The organism is Variovorax sp. KK3 (genome assembly GCF_001984055.1).
Taxonomy (GTDB): Bacteria; Pseudomonadota; Gammaproteobacteria; order Burkholderiales; family Burkholderiaceae_C; genus Variovorax.
Map to the genome: position 1 here is coordinate 1 of NZ_LYVO01000114.1, position 15,737 is coordinate 15,737.

The following is a 15,737-nucleotide window of genomic DNA, read 5'->3' on the forward strand; positions in this document are numbered from 1 at the left end:
CGCTCGCACTCTGCGGCTGTCCGAGGCAGCGGTCGACCGCTGCACCGCCTCGGGAAACCTCGCAGGCGCCTGCGACGCGCTATACCGTGCAGCGGTTACCGCACTTGGCATGCGCGACGACAGGGCCACCGAGTTCGCCCGGGCGTCTCTTGCCCTGGCGCAAGAGCACGGATCCCCCTACCGCATCGCGAGCGGCCTTTGGATCGCCGGCCTCTGCCTCTGGCGCGCCGGCGATCAGCAGCTCGCCTCGGCCCGTCTGCGTGAGGCACTGCCCCTCTACGAAGCCCGAGGCTTCGTGGAGGGCATTGCCATGTGCTGCGAAGGCCTGGCGTTGACGGCCGCCGCACTCGGGGAGGTCACGCGTGCGGCGACCCTGAAGGGTGCCGCGCAGGCAGCGTGGCGCGGAGCCGCAGCGCCGTTCCCTCAGGCCGTCGTACGCAGTCTCGGCACCGACACCATCGACGACCAGATCCGACATGCACTCGGCGAGGCGCGCTACCGCGCCGCATTCGACCACGGTGCGGCGTTCTCGGTGGCCGAGGCGGCTCGCTTTGCCGTCGGCGACGCTCCTGAACCTGAAGGTGCGCTCCCGCCCGACCTCGCCCCGATAGAACCATCCGCACGTCGAAAGGCCGACACCGCCGGGGCGCTCGTTGCAGAGAATCTCACACGCCGCGAGGCTGAAGTCGCAGCGCTGATCGCCGAGGGGCTCAGCAACCGGCAGATCGCGGACCGACTCTTCATCGCCCAGCGCACCGCCGAAGGGCATGTGGAGCGGATCCTCGCCAAGCTCGGTTTCCGGTCCCGCGCCAAGGTGGCCTCATGGGTCGCCAAACGCCAGCGAATACCTGATTGAGGCAACGGGGAGCGATTCACGTATTTCTCCCCTCGCGCGCGGGCACACGCCTGGATAACGTGGCGTCCATGACCACACCGACGCCGACCTCATGCGCGATTTCGCTGGCCGACTACTTGCGACCACACGACACCGTACTGGTCGGCCAGGCGGCCGCCGAGCCGCACGAACTCGTCGCGCAGCTCATCGACGCATCGCAAGAAATCTCGGATCTCACGGTGGTGTGCGGATATGCGCTCTCGGACGATTGGAAGCGCGTGACGCGCAGCAAGTTGCGGGTAGCGACCTACTCCGCGCACGGCCCAATGCGTGGCTTGGCACGTTCGGGTGAGATCGACATCCTGCCCAATCACTACAGCCACTTCGAGCGTCTCGTCACCACTGGCGCGTTCCAGCCGGACGTGATCCTGCTGCAACTCGCCCCTGCGGACGCGGATGGGTATCACAGCTTCGGCACCTCCGTCGACTACGTCGCGAAGGCCGCGCAACGGGCTCCGGCAGCGGCAGCGACGGGATCCGTTGTCCGCGCCGGTCCCATCGTCATCGCCGAGATCAACGACAACATGCCCGCCACCCGCTCGAGGTGGCGACTGCACCACACACAGATCACTGCTTCGTTCACGACAGACCGAGCGCTGGAGGGAACCCCTGCACGCGCACCCACGGACATCGACTGGGCGATCGCGCGCAACGTCGCATCCGTCGTGCCCGACGGCGCCTCCGTCCAGCTCGGCATCGGTGCACTAGCGACAGCGATCGGGCGGGCGCTCTGCGAGCACCGCGAGCTGCGCGTGCGATCCGGCCTCGTCGGAGACTGGCTCCTCGATCTCGACGCCGCAGGGGCATTGGCCGATGCAGAGGATGCATGCATCGCGGGCATGGCACTGGGCAGCCACTCGCTCTACGACTTCGTCGCACGGCACGACCGAATTCGTTTCATGCCCATCACCGATCTGACCGCATCGGAGGCCGTATCGTCCTGTGATCCCTACATTGCCGTGAACTCTGCCCTCGAGGTCGACCTGCTTGGGCAGGTCAATTCCGAAGTCGCCGGCGGCAAGTACATCGGTGCGCTCGGCAGCCAGGTCGACACCTTCCGCGCGACCCGCATGGCGTCATCAGGCCTCGCGATCGTCGCGATGCCGGCTCGCAGCCCCACGGGCGCTCCCCAGATCGTGTCCGCACTCAGCGGACCGGTCACCTCGTTGCAGAGCGACATCGACATGGTGATCACCGAATACGGTGTCGCCGACCTGCAGGGCACCACCGCCGCAGAACGCGCGGGACGCCTGATCGAGATCGCCGCCCCCGAGCATCGCGATGCGCTGTGCGCGGCGCGTCGATCCTGATCCCATACCGCGTACCAGGCGCACTGGCCGCACCCCACATCAGCACCACGAGGAGTCCGCGATGCCCAACCCGGCAGGCCACGACATGCCCGACCCGACACACGACCTTCTTTTCGCCAGAAGTCCCGACAGCGGCACATTGCCTTTGAGCGGCGTTCGCGTCGTCGATCTCACCCAGGTGGGTGCCGGCCCCTACTGCACCTCTCTCCTGGGCGATCTGGGCGCAGACGTCATCAAGGTCGAGCCGCTCGAGGGAGACACTTTCCGCTACGTCGACGACGCATTCGGCGAAGGCGAGAGCGCCTACTTCTTCGGCGTGAACCGCAGCAAGCGCTCCATTGCGCTGAACCTCAGGAGCGAACGCGGCTTCGAGGTGCTCACGCGGCTCCTCAAGGAAGCCGACGTGTTTGCTGTCGCGTTCAGGCCCGACGCCGTGCGGCGCATGGGGATGGACTACGAGTCACTGCGCAAGATCAACGACCGACTCATCTATTGCTCCATCACCGCATTCGGTGAAGCAGGCCCGCGTGCGCACCTGCCCGGCATGGACATCCTGGCGCAGGCCATGAGCGGGATCATGGGCGTCACCGGCGAGATCGACGGCGGCCCGGTGAAGGTCGGCGTGCCGATCGCCGACTTCGTCGCCTCCTACCTGCTGGGCTTCGGAGTCTGCGCCGCGCTGCGGCTACGCGACCGGACAGGCCACGGCGACAAGGTCATGGTCAACCTGCTCGACGGAATGATCGCCAGCTTCGCGAACTACCTGACGGTGTACGACAAGACCTGCGTCGCGTTCCGCCGCCAGGGCGGCGGCCACCCGCAGCTGGTGCCTTACCAGCCGTTCCTGGGCTCTGATGGCAAGCACTTCGTCCTTGCCTGCATGAACGACAAGTTCTGGCAGAAGATGCTGCCGCTTCTCGATCGCTACGGCGACTTCCATGATCCGCGTTTCGCCTCGAACACCGGCCGCGTCACCCATCGCGCGCAGTTGTGCAGTCGACTCGAGGCGATCTTCGCAACGCAGCCAGCCGGCTACTGGCTCGCAGAGATCGAAGCCGCCGGCGTGCCCTGCGGTCCGATCCACGCGCTCGAAGACGCGGTCGAGGATCCGCAGGTGATCGCCAATGAGTCCCTTGCCACGCTCAACCACCCGATCCACGGCGCGTACCGCGTGCCCAACAACCCGATCCGGTTCGCGGAGGCGCTCACCGGCCCCCGCGGCTACGCACCCGCGCTCGGGGAGCACACCACCGAGATCCTGCGCGAAGCCGGATTCGATGCGGCGGAGATCGCGTCCCTCACGAACACGGGCATCGCCCGAGAAGCACTGACCCCACGGCGAAATCACACCAAGGCAACATCATGAAGGCACTTGTCATCGGCGGCACCGGCCCCACCGGCCCGTTCATCGTCAACGGGCTGCGGCAGCGCGGCTATCAGACCACCATCCTGCACACGGGGCGGCATGAGATCGACCTGCCCGACGACGTGCCGCACATACACACCGATCCCAATTTCTCCGATGGCCTGACCGAGGCGCTCAAGGGTCACCGCTACGACCTCGTCGTGGCGACCTACGGTCGCCTGCGGCTCTTCGTCGAAGCGCTGGCCGGTGTGAGCGAACGTCTGATCACGGTCGGGGGCGCGGCCTATGGCGACAACCTGGCGCGTCCCTCCGCCGAGGACGGCCCCCGAAAAACCGGCCACAAGCTCAGCGAGAAGATCGTGCAGACCGAGAGGATCCTCATGGACGCCCATTCGGCCGGACGCTACGACATCACCCATCTGCGCTATCCCTGCCTGTACGGCCCCCGCCAGCTCGCACCCCGCGAGTGGAGCATCATCCGCCGCATCCGCGACGGACGCACCCACGTGCCCGTCATCAACGGCGGCCTGACCCTGGAGAGCAAGGCCTACGTCGAGAACGCCGCGCACGCGATCCTGCTTTGCGTCGATCAACCCGAAGCCTCGTCGGGGCAGATCTACAACGTTGCGGACGCGTACACGCCATCCGACGCTACCCTCGTGCGAACCATCGCGCAAAAGATGGGCGTCGAGGTCGAACTCGCGAACTTCACCCCCGAAATGGGCCGACCTGCCTACTTCTGGGGCGCCAACCGGGACCTCAACTTCACCAAGACCGGTCTCCCGCCCACGACGCACCACCTGCTGATCGACAGCAGCAAGATCCGCAGGGAGCTCGGCTACACCGACCTCGTCAGCTTCGAGGAAGGCATCAAGCGCACCGTCGAGCACTACCTCGCGCACCCCCTCGGGATCACGGCCGAACAGCAGATCGGCGACCCGTTCGACTACGCGGCAGAGGACGCGTTCATCGCGCTGCTCGCCGAGATGAATGCGTGCGCCGCGGAGCTGCCGTTCGCGGGTGTGCGGTACCAACACCCTTACGCGCACCCCAAGGTTTCGGGCGAGGCTGGGGCGGAGGCGACGACATGCCTTACCTGAACCCGGGGCTGAAGACGGCGCTGGCCATCGCAGTCCTGCAGCTGGCGAGCGCAGGTGCCGCCGCGCAGGACTGGCCCAGCAAGCCTGTGCGCATCGTGTTGGCGATCGGCGCGGGATCATCAGGCGACACGCTGGCGCGTCTGATGGCGCCCAAGCTGGAGCAGCGCTGGAAGCAGCCCGTGATCGTGGAGAACAAGCCCGGCGCCAGTGGCGCAGTAGGCACCGAGTACGTTGTGCGCACCACCGACGGCCACACTCTGCTGCTGGGCTCGCAGAGCTCCATCCTGCCCAAGTACACGCAGAAGGGCCTGCGCTTTGACCCGCTGACCGACCTGGTGCCCGTGCGCAGAGTGCTCAACTACCAGCTGGTGATAGCGACCAACGGCGAGACCGCCAAGCAGGCGCCGACGCTGAAGGACCTCGTCAACCTGAGCAAGAAGGGCGGCAAGGGCATCTTCCTTGCTGGATTAGGGCCGACCGCCGCCTTCAACCTCACATATGCCATCCTGAACCAACAGCTGGACATGCAGTATTCGGCCGTGAACTTCAGCAACGTCAACGACGCCAACCTGTCCCTGGTGCGCAACGATGCGCAGTTCATCGTCAACAACCCGGCGTCGGTCAAGCCCTTCTTCGCCAACGGCGCCATTGTTCCGCTCGCAGCCATCAGCACGCAGCGCTACCCAGGCCTGCCCGACGTGCCGACGCTTCAGGAGGCCATGGGCTACCGCGGCTACCTGCCGCAGTTGTGGGTCGGCTTCTTCTTGCCCAAAGGCGCGCCCGACGCCGTGGTCCGCCGCGTCAGCGACGATGTGAATGCCATCTTCGAGGACGAGCCTTTTCGCAAGGAGGTCGAGGTCAAGCTCACAGCCTCGGTTCCGGCGTCGTCGCCAGAGTCGTTCGCCAAGGACATTCGAGAGGAGACGGCCCTCTGGCAAGACCTGTTCAAGACCCTGAAGATCAAGCCGGAGTGACGCCATGGCTGCACGGCCCGCCAGCGCATCGTCATAGTCGACGTTCAGTCGCGCGGCTTTTTCAGCCGCATCGACTTCGGGCGCTCTGGCCGGGACACGCGCCGGGCGTGCTTCGATCAGGAAACCGAGATCACCACTTTTCCGTGGAACGGCTCGCCATTGACCTCACCTCGCTCCAACGCGGTGTGGGCTTCCGGGATCCGGGCCAGCGGAAACTTGGCGCCGATGACCGGGCGGATGCGACCGCTCTCAAGCAGCGTCTTGAGCGCCTGCAATTTACCCCGGTTCTGTCGGGTGAAGACGAAGTGGTATTCGGCGTTCACGCCCCACGCCGCGACAAGATTCTGGGGCGTGGCCAGGTCGACGATCGACACGACACGGCCCGCGTCGCTGAGGACATGCGGCGACTGGCTCAGGGTCATCGCTCCGATGGTGTCGAATACCACGTTCACGCCCTTCTTCCCGGTCATGTCGGCAATCTCCTTGATGTAGTCCTGGCTCGTGAAGTCGATGGTGTGGTCTGCACCCAGCTCGCGAACGAAGGCCTGATCACGCCCTCTGCAAGTCGTGTACACAGTGGCGCCCATCGCCTTGGCCAGTTGAATCGCGATGGAACCCACGCCACCGGCACCGCCGTGGATCAGTACGGACTCGGCCGGATGCAACCTCGCCCGCGTCACGAGGGCCTCCCAGGCTGTTCCCCCGACGAGGGTCGTGGAGGCCGCTTCTTCGTGCGTCAGGTTCGCAGGCTTGCGGGTCGCCAACGCCTCCGGCACGACGTTGTACTGGGCGTAGGACCCGCCCTTGGGGCCGAAGATCTTGGGCGTGTAGAACACTTCGTCGCCCGCCTGGAAGCCCGTCACACCGTAGCCCACCTTTTCGACCACCCCAGACACGTCATGGCCGATGATGGCGGGTAGAGGCACATATTCCGGATAGTCGCCCCGGCGAATCTGGTAGTCGAGCGGGTTGATGGCCGTGGCGATCACGCGCACCAGCAACTCGCCGTTGCCCACTTCAGGAATTGCCACGTCCTGCAGCTCGAAGCTATCAGGGCCACCAAATTTCTTGAGAACGATCGCTTTCATTTCGGTATCTCTCGGCGAGGGACAGGAATGGAACATGTGATCCGAAAGGCTGGCTGGCCGAGATCGGTCATTCCCATTCGATGACATAAGAAGGCACCACCTGCGCTGCTCTTGCTCGACAAGCCGAGACTCGGCAGCAATGGGCGTTGAATGAGGACGATGTTGCCTACGCGATCCGGCGCAGTCACTGATCGTTCCTGCCGGCAACAGCACGATTCGCTCTTGCGGGCGTCCTACGTCAGCCGGTCCAACCGCCAGGCACCGGGAGTAGCGCCGGTCATCTTTCGGAACTTCCGACCGAAGTGGACTGCGTCCGCAAAGCCGGTTGCGTCAGCAATGTCCTCCAGACACAGATTGGTGTTCATGAGCAGTTCCTTGGCTCGCTCGACACGAGCCCGCAGCTGCCATTGATACGGCGCCAGCCCCGTCGACGTCTTGAAAGCACGGCTGTAATACGACACTGACAACCCGGCCAGTTTCACGAGCGTGGCAAGCTCCACTCTTGCCGGCAGCTTCGCCTCGAGATAGCTCATGGCGTCTTTGAGCTGAATCGCCGACAGCCCGCACTCGTTTCCTTTGACCTCTTTCGGTCGTTCGAAAAGCCTTGCCGCGATGGCCGCCGTCAGCGAATCGCCGTACAACTGGGCGGTGGGATCGGAGTCGTCAATCGCGTCGGTCAGCAACTTGATCAGCGTCCACAACCGGTCGTCGGAGAAGCGGAGCCGAGGAGCGGCGAACCGTCCCATTGATTCCGGTATTCCAAGACGCTCCTGGACCACGTTGACGTCGAAGCTGATCAGGCCGCATCTGAGATAGCGTGCATCTCTGGAATGCCCCCACAGTTCCATCTCGGCGGGCGCGAAATAGATGGGCCGAGGCCTGTAGACGTCTGGATTCGGTATGTCGGGCGCCGACCTGGGCTCGGCGCGGCCCCGTCCAACGTAATCGAGTTGAGCGCCGAGCCGGGCCGACTCCTGATTTTTTTTCATATGGAAGAGCACTCTGCCCGTGCAGGTGTATTCGGTCAGACTGACATTCATGCCGTTCCAGCAACGAGTGGACAGCTCTATCACAGGCACGTTCTCAGGAAGTTCAGATGGCTTCGACATACGCATGAGATTCTGCTTTGGACGCACCGCCCAGGCGCCGCGATCATTTATTGGGCCCACAGTTGCCCGGAATTGCGTTCGCATCCTGTAAAAGCGGACCTCTCACTTGCGCTCGTGCCGCGTTCGGCCGATTTGCGTTCGCGACGTGCACTTCTTCACGACCACGAACGTTGTCCCGGGCGCAAACTCAGCTCATGCTCAGACTGCTCTTCCTCATTTCTTCTTTGCTCATGCCGATTGGCTTGGTCTACGCATTCGGCATCTGGTCGCTGTTCGGCCTCCTGGGCATAGCAGGCGCGACACTGCTCTTTTCGACGAGAAAAGCGCGCGGCACGGAGGCGACACAAGGCGGCCGGCTGACCGGATACAGCACCACAACCATGGCGAACTTTTAGGCTGCGGCGCGAAGCAGCCCTTGCAGGTTGGATCGTCGAGCACATCCACGCAAGGCTCGAGATTTCGTCCGCTATCTCGTCCTGGAGCGTTGCGGCGCGCGGGCGACTCCACGCCCCGCCTTCGCCCGCCCCGCCAGATGCGCCACCAGCAACCTTGCTGCCGGCGACAGCTGCCGCTCGTCGTGGAAGCACACCGCGAAGCTGCGCCGCGCCCAGCGGTCGGTGAGCGGCAGCACGCGCAGCCCGTAGGTGGTGGCCATCGGCTCGGCCACTTCTTGCGGCACCACCGCGATGCCGAGCTGCGCGCGCACGCAGCGCATGCTGGCATCGAAGGTGGTGACCACCGCGCGATAGCTCAGCGGTCGGCCGATGATGGCCGCCGCGCGCCCGAGCATGGTGTGCACCGCCGTGCTGGCCGGCAGGCCCACATGGTCGTAGTCCAGGGCCTGCTCGAAGCTGCAGCGTTTGCGCTTGGCGAGCGGATGCGACGGGTGCGCGACGATGGCGAGCTGGTCGCTGCGGTAGGGCCGCGTCTGCAGGCCCCCCAGGTCGGCCGCGTCCCAGCAAACGCCGACCGGCGCCAGGCCTTCGCGCACGCCGCGCACCAGGTCGCGGCTCAACGCCTCTTCGATGTCGACGCGGATGTCGCGATGCGCGGGCAGCTGCAAAAAATCGGCGATGTCGTCGGGCAGGAACTCGGCGATCGACGACACGCTGGCCAACACCCGCACCTGCCCCTTGATGCCCTGGCCGTAGGCGGCCATGTCGCGCGCCACGCGGTCCTGCCCCGCCAGCATGGCGCGGGCATGTTCCAGCAATATTTCGCCGGCGCCGGTGGGCACCACGCCGCGCCGCTTGCGCTCGACCAGCCGATTGCCGACCACGCCTTCCAACTGCGCGATGCGCTTGCTGATGGCCGAGGCCACGATGTTGTGGCGCTCGGCGGCGCGGGCGATGTTGCGCGTCTCGCAGACAGCGACGAACAGGCGAAGCGTGGTCAGGTCCAGGTCGTGCATCGCGGGCTTCCGGTTCGGAACGTCAGGCATGGCAATTTACCGCTTCAGCGATCGAGCGGGAATCCCTAAAGTCTCCCCATCGGCAACGCTCTGGTGCAGCTGCCGCCAACGGAGACAACATGACGCCCCACTCTTCCCGCCTGCCTGCGCAGGCCGTGATCCGCGAAGTCGGCCTGCGCGACGGCCTGCAGAGCATCGCCACCGTCCTGCCCACCGAGCACAAGCGCGAATGGATTCGCGCCGCACACGCGGCCGGCCAGCGCGAGATCGAAGTCGGCTCCTTCGTGCCGGCACGCCTGCTGCCGCAGCTTGCCGACACGGCCGAGCTGGTGGATTTCGCGAAGACCCTGCCCGGCCTCTTCGTCTCGGTGCTCGTGCCCAACCTGCGCGGCGGCGAGAGCGCCATCGCGGCCGGTGCCGACCTGATGATCGTTCCGCTGTCGGCCAGCCATGCCCACAGCCTGGCCAACCTGCGCAAGACGCCCGACGAGGTGGTGGCCGAGGTGGCGCGCATTCGCGCAGCCCGCGATGCGGCGGGCTCGAAGACGCTGATCGAAGGCGGTGTGGGCACAGCTTTCGGCTGCACGATCCAGGGCCAGGTCGACAAGAGTGAAGTCCTGCGCCTGATGCAGGCCCTGCTCGACGCCGGCGCCGACCGCGTGAGCCTGGCCGACACGGTCGGCTACGCCGATCCGGCGATGGTGCGCGACCTCTTCGAAGACGCGCAGAAGATCGCCGGCGATCGCTTCTGGTGCGGCCATTTCCACGACACGCGCGGCCTCGGCCTCGCCAATGTGTACGCAGCGCTCGAAGTGGGCGTGAACCGCTTCGACGCCTGCCTGGCCGGCATCGGCGGCTGCCCGCATGCGCCGGGCGCCAGCGGCAACGTCTCCACCGAAGACCTGGCCTACATGCTGGGCAGCATGGGCGTCGCGACTGGCGTCGACATCGATGCGCTGTTGGCACTGCGCCAGCGCGTGGCCGGCTGGCTTTCGGGCGAGACGCTGCACGGCTCGCTATGGCAGGCCGGGCTGCCGAAGACCTTCGCGCGCGACGTCGCGCTGTCCCACTGACCCCTTGCCCAGAACGCACCGAACGCACCGAAAGCCACGCATGAACGCCCAAGACAACCCCCTCCCCCTCGCCGGCGTCCGCGTCGTCGAATTCACCCACATGGTCATGGGCCCGACCTGCGGGATGATCCTGGCCGACCTGGGCGCCGAGGTCATCAAGATCGAGCCGCCCGGCGGCGACAAGACGCGCAAGCTGCCGGGCCTGGGCATCGGCTTCTTCCGCAGCTTCAACCGCAACAAGAAGAGCGTGGTGCTCGACATCACGACCGACGAAGGCCGCGCCACCGCGACCGAGCTGATCGCCGAATGCGACGTGGTGCTCGAGAACTTTCGTCCCGGCCTGATGCAGAAGCTAGGCCTGGACCACGAGACGCTGTCGAAGACGAACCCGCGCCTCATCTACGTGACGCACAAGGGCTTCCTGCCCGGCCCCTACGAGAACCGCCTGGCCCTCGACGAGGTGGTGCAGATGATGGGCGGCCTCTCGTACATGACCGGTCCGGTCGGCCGCCCGCTGCGCGCCGGCACCTCGGTCAACGACATCATGGGCGGCATGTTCGGCGCCATCGGCGTGCTGGCGGCGCTGCGCGAGCGCGACGCCACCGGCAAGGGCCAGGAGATCCAGAGCGCGCTGTTCGAAAACTGCGTGTTCCTGTCGTCGCAGCACATGCAGCAGTACCTGATGACCGGCGAGCCGCCGCCGCCCATGCCCTCGCGCGTGTCGGCCTGGAGCGTGTACGACGTGTTCACCCTGGCGGACAACGAGCAGCTCTTCATCGGCGCGGTGAGCGACAAGCAGTTCGTCACGCTGTGCAAGGTGCTGGAGCGGCCCGACCTGCTGGAGCACCCTGGCTTCGGCGACAACGCGTCACGCGTGGCGGTGCGTCCGCAACTGCTGGCAATGCTCGGCGAGATCCTCGTCAACCACCGCGTGGACGAACTCTCGCCCCGGCTGGAAGCGGCAGGCATTCCCTACGCGCCGATCATGCGGCCGGAACAACTCGTCGAAGACCCGCACCTGAAGCAGAGCGGCGGCCTGGTCGAGATGACCACCGACGACGGCGGCGTCACCGACGTGGTGCTGCTGCCGCTGCTGATGGGCGGCCGCCGTCCGGGCGTGCGTTCGCCGCTGCCGAAGGCGGGCGAGCACAACGAAGAGATTCTTTCGCGGCTGCCGTCGCGGCGACCGGCCTGAGCCCACCTTCGCGCATTCGAGCAAGCAAGCAATCAATCAATCACAACATCACGACTTCAGGAGACACCCCATGAACACCCGCATCCATCGCCGCACCCTGCTCGGCTTCGGCGCCGCCACGCTCGCGAGCGTCGCCCTGCCCGCCTTCGCCCAATCCGACAAGCCCGTGCGCATCGTGCTGCCCATCAGCGCGGGCTCGGGCGTGGACACCATCGCCCGCGCCGCGGCACCGGCGCTCGGCAAGAGCTTCAACCAGCCCGTGGTGATCGAGAACCTGCCGGGTGCCGGCGGCATCACGGGCGCATCGGCCGTGGCCAAGGCAGCGCCCGACGGGCTGACGCTGGGCCTTTTCTCCAACAACCACGTCATCAACCCGGCCGTCTACAAGAAGATGCCCTTCGATGCGGTCGCCGACTTCACGCCCATCAGCGTGATCGGCGCGACGCCGCTGGTGCTGGTGGCAGGCAAGAGCATGCCCGCGAAGAACGTCAAGGAACTGGTCGCCTTGCTGAAGGCCAAACCGGACGACTACAACTACGCCTCGTCGGGCAACGGCACCATCATCCACCTGGCCGGCGAACTCTTCCTGGAGCAAGCCGCGGTCAAGGCGCGCCACATCCCCTACAAGGGCACCGGCCCCATGGTGACGGACCTGATCGCAGGCCAGGTGCAGTTCGGCGTGGTCGCGCTGCCGGCCATCCAGCAGCACATCAAGAGCGGCGCCGTCACCGCCATCGGCCTGTGCAGCGGCAAGCGCTCGCCCGCGGCGCCGGACATTCCCACCATCGCGGAACAAGGCCTGCCCGACTACGATGTCGAGGGCTGGTTCGCCTTGGTCGGACCGGCCAAAATGCAGGCCGCCGATGTCAAGCGCATCCACGACGCGACCGTCAAAGCCTTCCAGAGCCCCGACGTCGTCGAGGCCATGAACAAGCAGGGCAACGTGATCAAGCCGACATCGCCCGAAGACGCAGCGAAGTTCTTCAAGACCGAAGCGGCGCGTTACGCGGCACTGGCCAAGAAGGCCAACGTGACGCTGGATTGACGAAGCAGATCAGCAACGACAGCAGGAAGACAGCAGGAGCCTTGCCATGACAGACCTCTTCGACAATCCCATGGGCCTGCAGGGCTTCGAATTCGTCGAGTTCGCATCGCCGACACCCGGCGTGCTCGAACCCGTGTTCAAGGCGCTCGGCTTCGAGGAGGTGGCGCGCCATCGGTCGAAAGACGTGTCGCTGTACCGCCAGGGCGACATCAACTTCGTGGTGAACCGCGAGCCCAGGAGCCAGGCGGCCTACTTCGCGGCCGAGCACGGCCCCTCGGCCTGCGGCATGGCCTTTCGCGTCAAGGATGCGCACCTGGCCTACCAGCGCGCGCTGGACCTGGGCGCGCAGCCGGTCGACATTCCCACCGGGCCGATGGAGTTGCGCCTGCCCGCCATCAAGGGCATCGGCGGCGCACCGCTCTACCTGATCGACCGCTTCGACGAAGGCCGGTCGATCTACGACATCGACTTCGAATGGGTCGACGGCGCGAACCGCCATCCCGCGGGCCACGGCCTGAAGATCATCGACCACCTCACGCACAACGTGTACCGCGGCCGCATGGCCTTCTGGGCGGGTTTCTACGAGCGCCTCTTCAACTTCAGGGAGATCCGCTACTTCGACATCCAGGGCGAGTACACCGGCCTCACGTCGAAGGCGATGACGGCGCCCGACGGCAAGATCCGCATCCCGCTCAACGAAGAGTCGGCCAAGGGGTCGGGGCAGATCGAGGAATACCTGATGGCCTTCAACGGCGAAGGCATCCAGCACATCGCGCTGCTCACCGACGACCTGGTCGCCACGGTCGATTCGCTGCAGATGGCCGGCGTGCCGCTCATGACCTCGCCCAACGACATCTACTACGAGATGCTAGAAAAGCGCCTGCCCGGCCACGGCCAGCCAGTGCCGGAGCTGCAGGCGCGCGGCATCCTGCTCGACGGCTCGACCGAGGGCGGCAAGACGCGGCTGCTGCTGCAGATCTTCTCGGAGACGCAGCTCGGGCCGGTGTTCTTTGAGTTCATCCAGCGCGCGGGCGACGACGGCTTCGGCGAAGGCAACTTCAAGGCGCTCTTCGAATCGATCGAGCGCGACCAGGTGCGGCGCGGCGTGCTGCAGACGGACTGACACCATGGCTTCGCCGATCGACGCCACGCACGACGCCGCGCTCACGAGCTGGGTCGAATCCGCCAACGACCCCGCCACCGAATTCCCGATCCAGAACCTGCCCTTCGGCCGCTTCCGGCGCGACGAAGACGGCGACTGGAGCATCGGCGTGGCGATCGGCGACCAGGTGCTCGACCTGCGCCGCGCCGGGCTGCTGCGCAACACGCAGATGAACCAGCTCATGCGGTTGCCGCGCGATGCGCGCCGCGTGCTGCGCGAAGGCATCTCGCATGCCTTGCGCACCGGCAGCGCGACCGAGTCCGCCTGCCGCGAGGCTCTGGTGCCGCAGGCGGAGGTGCAGCTGGGCCTGCCCTGTGAAATCGGCGACTACACCGACTTCTACACGAGCATCCACCACGCCACCACGGTGGGCCGGCAGTTCCGGCCCGACAACCCGCTGCTGCCCAACTACAAGTGGGTGCCGATCGGCTACCACGGGCGCGCGTCGTCGATCCTGGCCAGCGGCCACGACTTCCTGCGGCCCGTGGGCCAGACCAAGCCGCAGGACGCGCAGGGCGCGCCGGAATTCGGCGCCTGCCGCCGGCTCGATTACGAGCTCGAACTCGGCGTCTTCATCTCGCGGCCCAACCTGCTGGGCGAGCCGATTTCGATCGCGCAGGCCGAAGACCACGTGTTCGGCCTGGGGCTCTTCAACGACTGGAGCGCACGCGACATCCAGGGCTGGGAGTACCAGCCCCTCGGCCCCTTCCTGTCGAAGAACTTCGCGAGCACGCTGTCGCCGTGGGTCGTGACGCTGGAAGCGCTCGAACCCTTCCGCAGTCCCTTCTCGCGCGCCGCGGGCGACCCGGCGCCGCTGCCCTACCTCGACTCGCCCCACAACCGCGAACGCGGCGCCTTCGACATCGTGCTCGAAGCCTGGCTGCAGACCGATGCGATGCGAAAGGCGGGGTCGCCGGGCGAACGGCTCGCGCGCTCCAACTATGCCGACGCCTACTGGACCGTGGCGCAGATGGTCGCGCACCACACCGTCAACGGCTGCAACCTGCGGGTGGGCGATCTCTTCGGCACCGGCACGTTGTCGGGTCCGGCGGCCGACCAGGGCGGATCGCTGATGGAACTCAGCGATGGCGGCAAGCGGCCGATTCGCCTGTCGAACGGCGAGACGCGCACCTTCCTCGAAGACGGCGACACGGTGATGCTGCGCGGCGTCTGCGAGCGCGAGGGCTATCGCTCGATCGGCTTCGGCGAATGCCGCGCGACCGTGCTGCCGGCGCGATCTGCGCTCGCGGCCCGGTAGCTAGCGCCGACGCCCGAAGGGCGGCTTGCCGTACCAGAAGCGCACGAGCAGCCAGCCGGCCACCAGCCCGCCCAGGTGGGCGAAGTGCGCCACGCCGGCGAAGGTGCCGGTCACGCCGAACAGCAGCTCCAGGCCGCCGTACAAGGCGACGAACACCGGCGCGGGCATGGGAATGGGTGGGATCAGCGGCACGATCTTGCGCGTCGGGAACATCATGGCGAAGGCCACGAGGATGCCGAACAGACCGCCCGAAGCGCCGACGGTGGGATACACGCTGCCGCTGTAGGCCGCCACCGCGAGTTGCGCCGCGGCGGCGCCGAGCACGCTGACGAAGTAAAGCACCAGCAGACGCTTGCCGCCCCACACGCGTTCGAGGTCGGCACCGAACATCCACAGGCCCAGCATGTTGAACACCAGGTGCGAAATGCCACCGTGAAGGAAGGCATAGGTCACCAGCTGCCACGGCCAGAAGGCGCCCGAGCCGAGCGGCCACAGCGCGAGTAAACCGGTGAGCCCTTGCACCAGGCCCTGGGCCAGGAACAGGATGACGTTGGTGAGGATCAGCGCCTGAATGACGGGGGGCAGTGCAAACATCCGGTGATGGCATTTTTAGGGGATGAGCCATTGTGACCGAGCCCACCGCGAGGCCTCGAAACGTCGCCACCGCTGACACGGATTCCGCATGAAGCAGGCGCACAATCCGGCTGCGCCACTCCAGGCCCGTCTGGAGAAGATCACATGCAAACAGAAG

At 66.3% G+C, this 15,737-nt stretch carries 15 protein-coding genes; 11 read left to right on the forward strand and 4 right to left on the reverse strand.

Annotation, left to right across the window (positions count from 1 at the left end; translation table 11 throughout):
- The 5 genes from B0W80_RS31585 to B0W80_RS31605 form a co-directional block, all read left to right on the forward strand.
- A partial coding sequence (locus B0W80_RS31585; RefSeq protein ID WP_218668975.1) for a response regulator transcription factor occupies nt 1–856 on the forward strand: 856 nt, incomplete at its 5' end.
- 68 nt (nt 857–924) lie between these two features.
- On the forward strand, nt 925–2,205 hold the full coding sequence (locus tag B0W80_RS31590; RefSeq protein ID WP_077003110.1) for an acetyl-CoA hydrolase/transferase family protein: 1,281 nt from the start codon (nt 925–927) through the stop codon (nt 2,203–2,205).
- Complete coding sequence (locus tag B0W80_RS31595) at nt 2,177–3,571, forward strand: CaiB/BaiF CoA-transferase family protein (RefSeq protein WP_083745763.1); 1,395 nt, start codon at nt 2,177–2,179, stop codon at nt 3,569–3,571. The genes B0W80_RS31590 and B0W80_RS31595 overlap by 29 nt, the downstream gene beginning before the upstream one ends.
- Nucleotides 3,568–4,671, forward strand: a complete 1,104-nt coding sequence (locus tag B0W80_RS31600; RefSeq protein ID WP_077003111.1) for an NAD-dependent epimerase/dehydratase family protein — start codon at nt 3,568–3,570, stop codon at nt 4,669–4,671. Before B0W80_RS31595 ends, B0W80_RS31600 begins: the two co-directional genes overlap by 4 nt.
- Nucleotides 4,659–5,645, forward strand: coding sequence for a tripartite tricarboxylate transporter substrate binding protein (locus tag B0W80_RS31605; protein WP_077003112.1), 987 nt, complete (start codon nt 4,659–4,661; stop codon nt 5,643–5,645). Before B0W80_RS31600 ends, B0W80_RS31605 begins: the two co-directional genes overlap by 13 nt.
- Nucleotides 5,646–5,761: 116 nt before the next feature.
- Here the strand turns inward: B0W80_RS31605 and B0W80_RS31610 are convergent, their stop codons facing one another.
- Nucleotides 5,762–6,733: a zinc-dependent alcohol dehydrogenase family protein gene (locus B0W80_RS31610; protein WP_083745764.1), complete on the reverse strand. Its 972-nt coding sequence runs from the start codon at nt 6,731–6,733 to the stop codon at nt 5,762–5,764.
- A gap of 233 nt (nt 6,734–6,966) precedes the next feature.
- Nucleotides 6,967–7,848 carry an AraC family transcriptional regulator gene (locus B0W80_RS31615; RefSeq protein ID WP_077003114.1) on the reverse strand — a complete coding sequence of 294 codons (882 nt, stop codon included), beginning with the start codon at nt 7,846–7,848 and terminating at the stop codon, nt 6,967–6,969.
- Nucleotides 7,849–8,036: 188 nt separating this feature from the next.
- Between B0W80_RS31615 and B0W80_RS31620 the strand changes: the two genes are divergently transcribed.
- Complete coding sequence (locus B0W80_RS31620) at nt 8,037–8,237, forward strand: hypothetical protein (RefSeq protein ID WP_077003115.1); 201 nt, start codon at nt 8,037–8,039, stop codon at nt 8,235–8,237.
- Between the two features lie 71 nt (nt 8,238–8,308).
- Here B0W80_RS31620 and B0W80_RS31625 read toward each other — a convergent pair whose 3' ends face one another.
- Nucleotides 8,309–9,253 carry a LysR family transcriptional regulator gene (locus tag B0W80_RS31625; protein WP_077003116.1) on the reverse strand — a complete coding sequence of 315 codons (945 nt, stop codon included), beginning with the start codon at nt 9,251–9,253 and terminating at the stop codon, nt 8,309–8,311.
- Nucleotides 9,254–9,372: 119 nt separating this feature from the next.
- On the opposite strand from B0W80_RS31625, the gene B0W80_RS31630 reads away from it, so the two are divergent.
- From B0W80_RS31630 to fahA, 5 genes are all read left to right on the forward strand, one after another.
- The gene (locus tag B0W80_RS31630) at nt 9,373–10,326 is read left to right on the forward strand and encodes a hydroxymethylglutaryl-CoA lyase (RefSeq protein WP_077003117.1); all 954 of its coding nucleotides are present in this window, start codon (nt 9,373–9,375) and stop codon (nt 10,324–10,326) included.
- A 40-nt stretch (nt 10,327–10,366) separates the two neighbouring features.
- Nucleotides 10,367–11,521 (forward strand): CaiB/BaiF CoA-transferase family protein, encoded by a 1,155-nt coding sequence (locus tag B0W80_RS31635; RefSeq protein ID WP_077003118.1) that lies wholly within the window; start codon nt 10,367–10,369, stop codon nt 11,519–11,521.
- 70 nt (nt 11,522–11,591) lie between these two features.
- Nucleotides 11,592–12,566 (forward strand): tripartite tricarboxylate transporter substrate binding protein, encoded by a 975-nt coding sequence (locus tag B0W80_RS31640; protein ID WP_077003119.1) that lies wholly within the window; start codon nt 11,592–11,594, stop codon nt 12,564–12,566.
- Between the two features lie 46 nt (nt 12,567–12,612).
- Nucleotides 12,613–13,689, forward strand: a complete 1,077-nt coding sequence (gene hppD / locus B0W80_RS31645) for a 4-hydroxyphenylpyruvate dioxygenase (RefSeq protein ID WP_077003120.1) — start codon at nt 12,613–12,615, stop codon at nt 13,687–13,689.
- A gap of 4 nt (nt 13,690–13,693) precedes the next feature.
- Entirely contained in the window at nt 13,694–14,986 is a 1,293-nt protein-coding gene (fahA, locus tag B0W80_RS31650; protein ID WP_077003121.1) for a fumarylacetoacetase, read from the forward strand.
- Here fahA and B0W80_RS31655 read toward each other — a convergent pair whose 3' ends face one another.
- Nucleotides 14,987–15,580, reverse strand: coding sequence for a rhomboid family intramembrane serine protease (locus tag B0W80_RS31655; protein WP_077003122.1), 594 nt, complete (start codon nt 15,578–15,580; stop codon nt 14,987–14,989).
- Between the last annotated feature and the right edge of the window lie 157 nt (nt 15,581–15,737).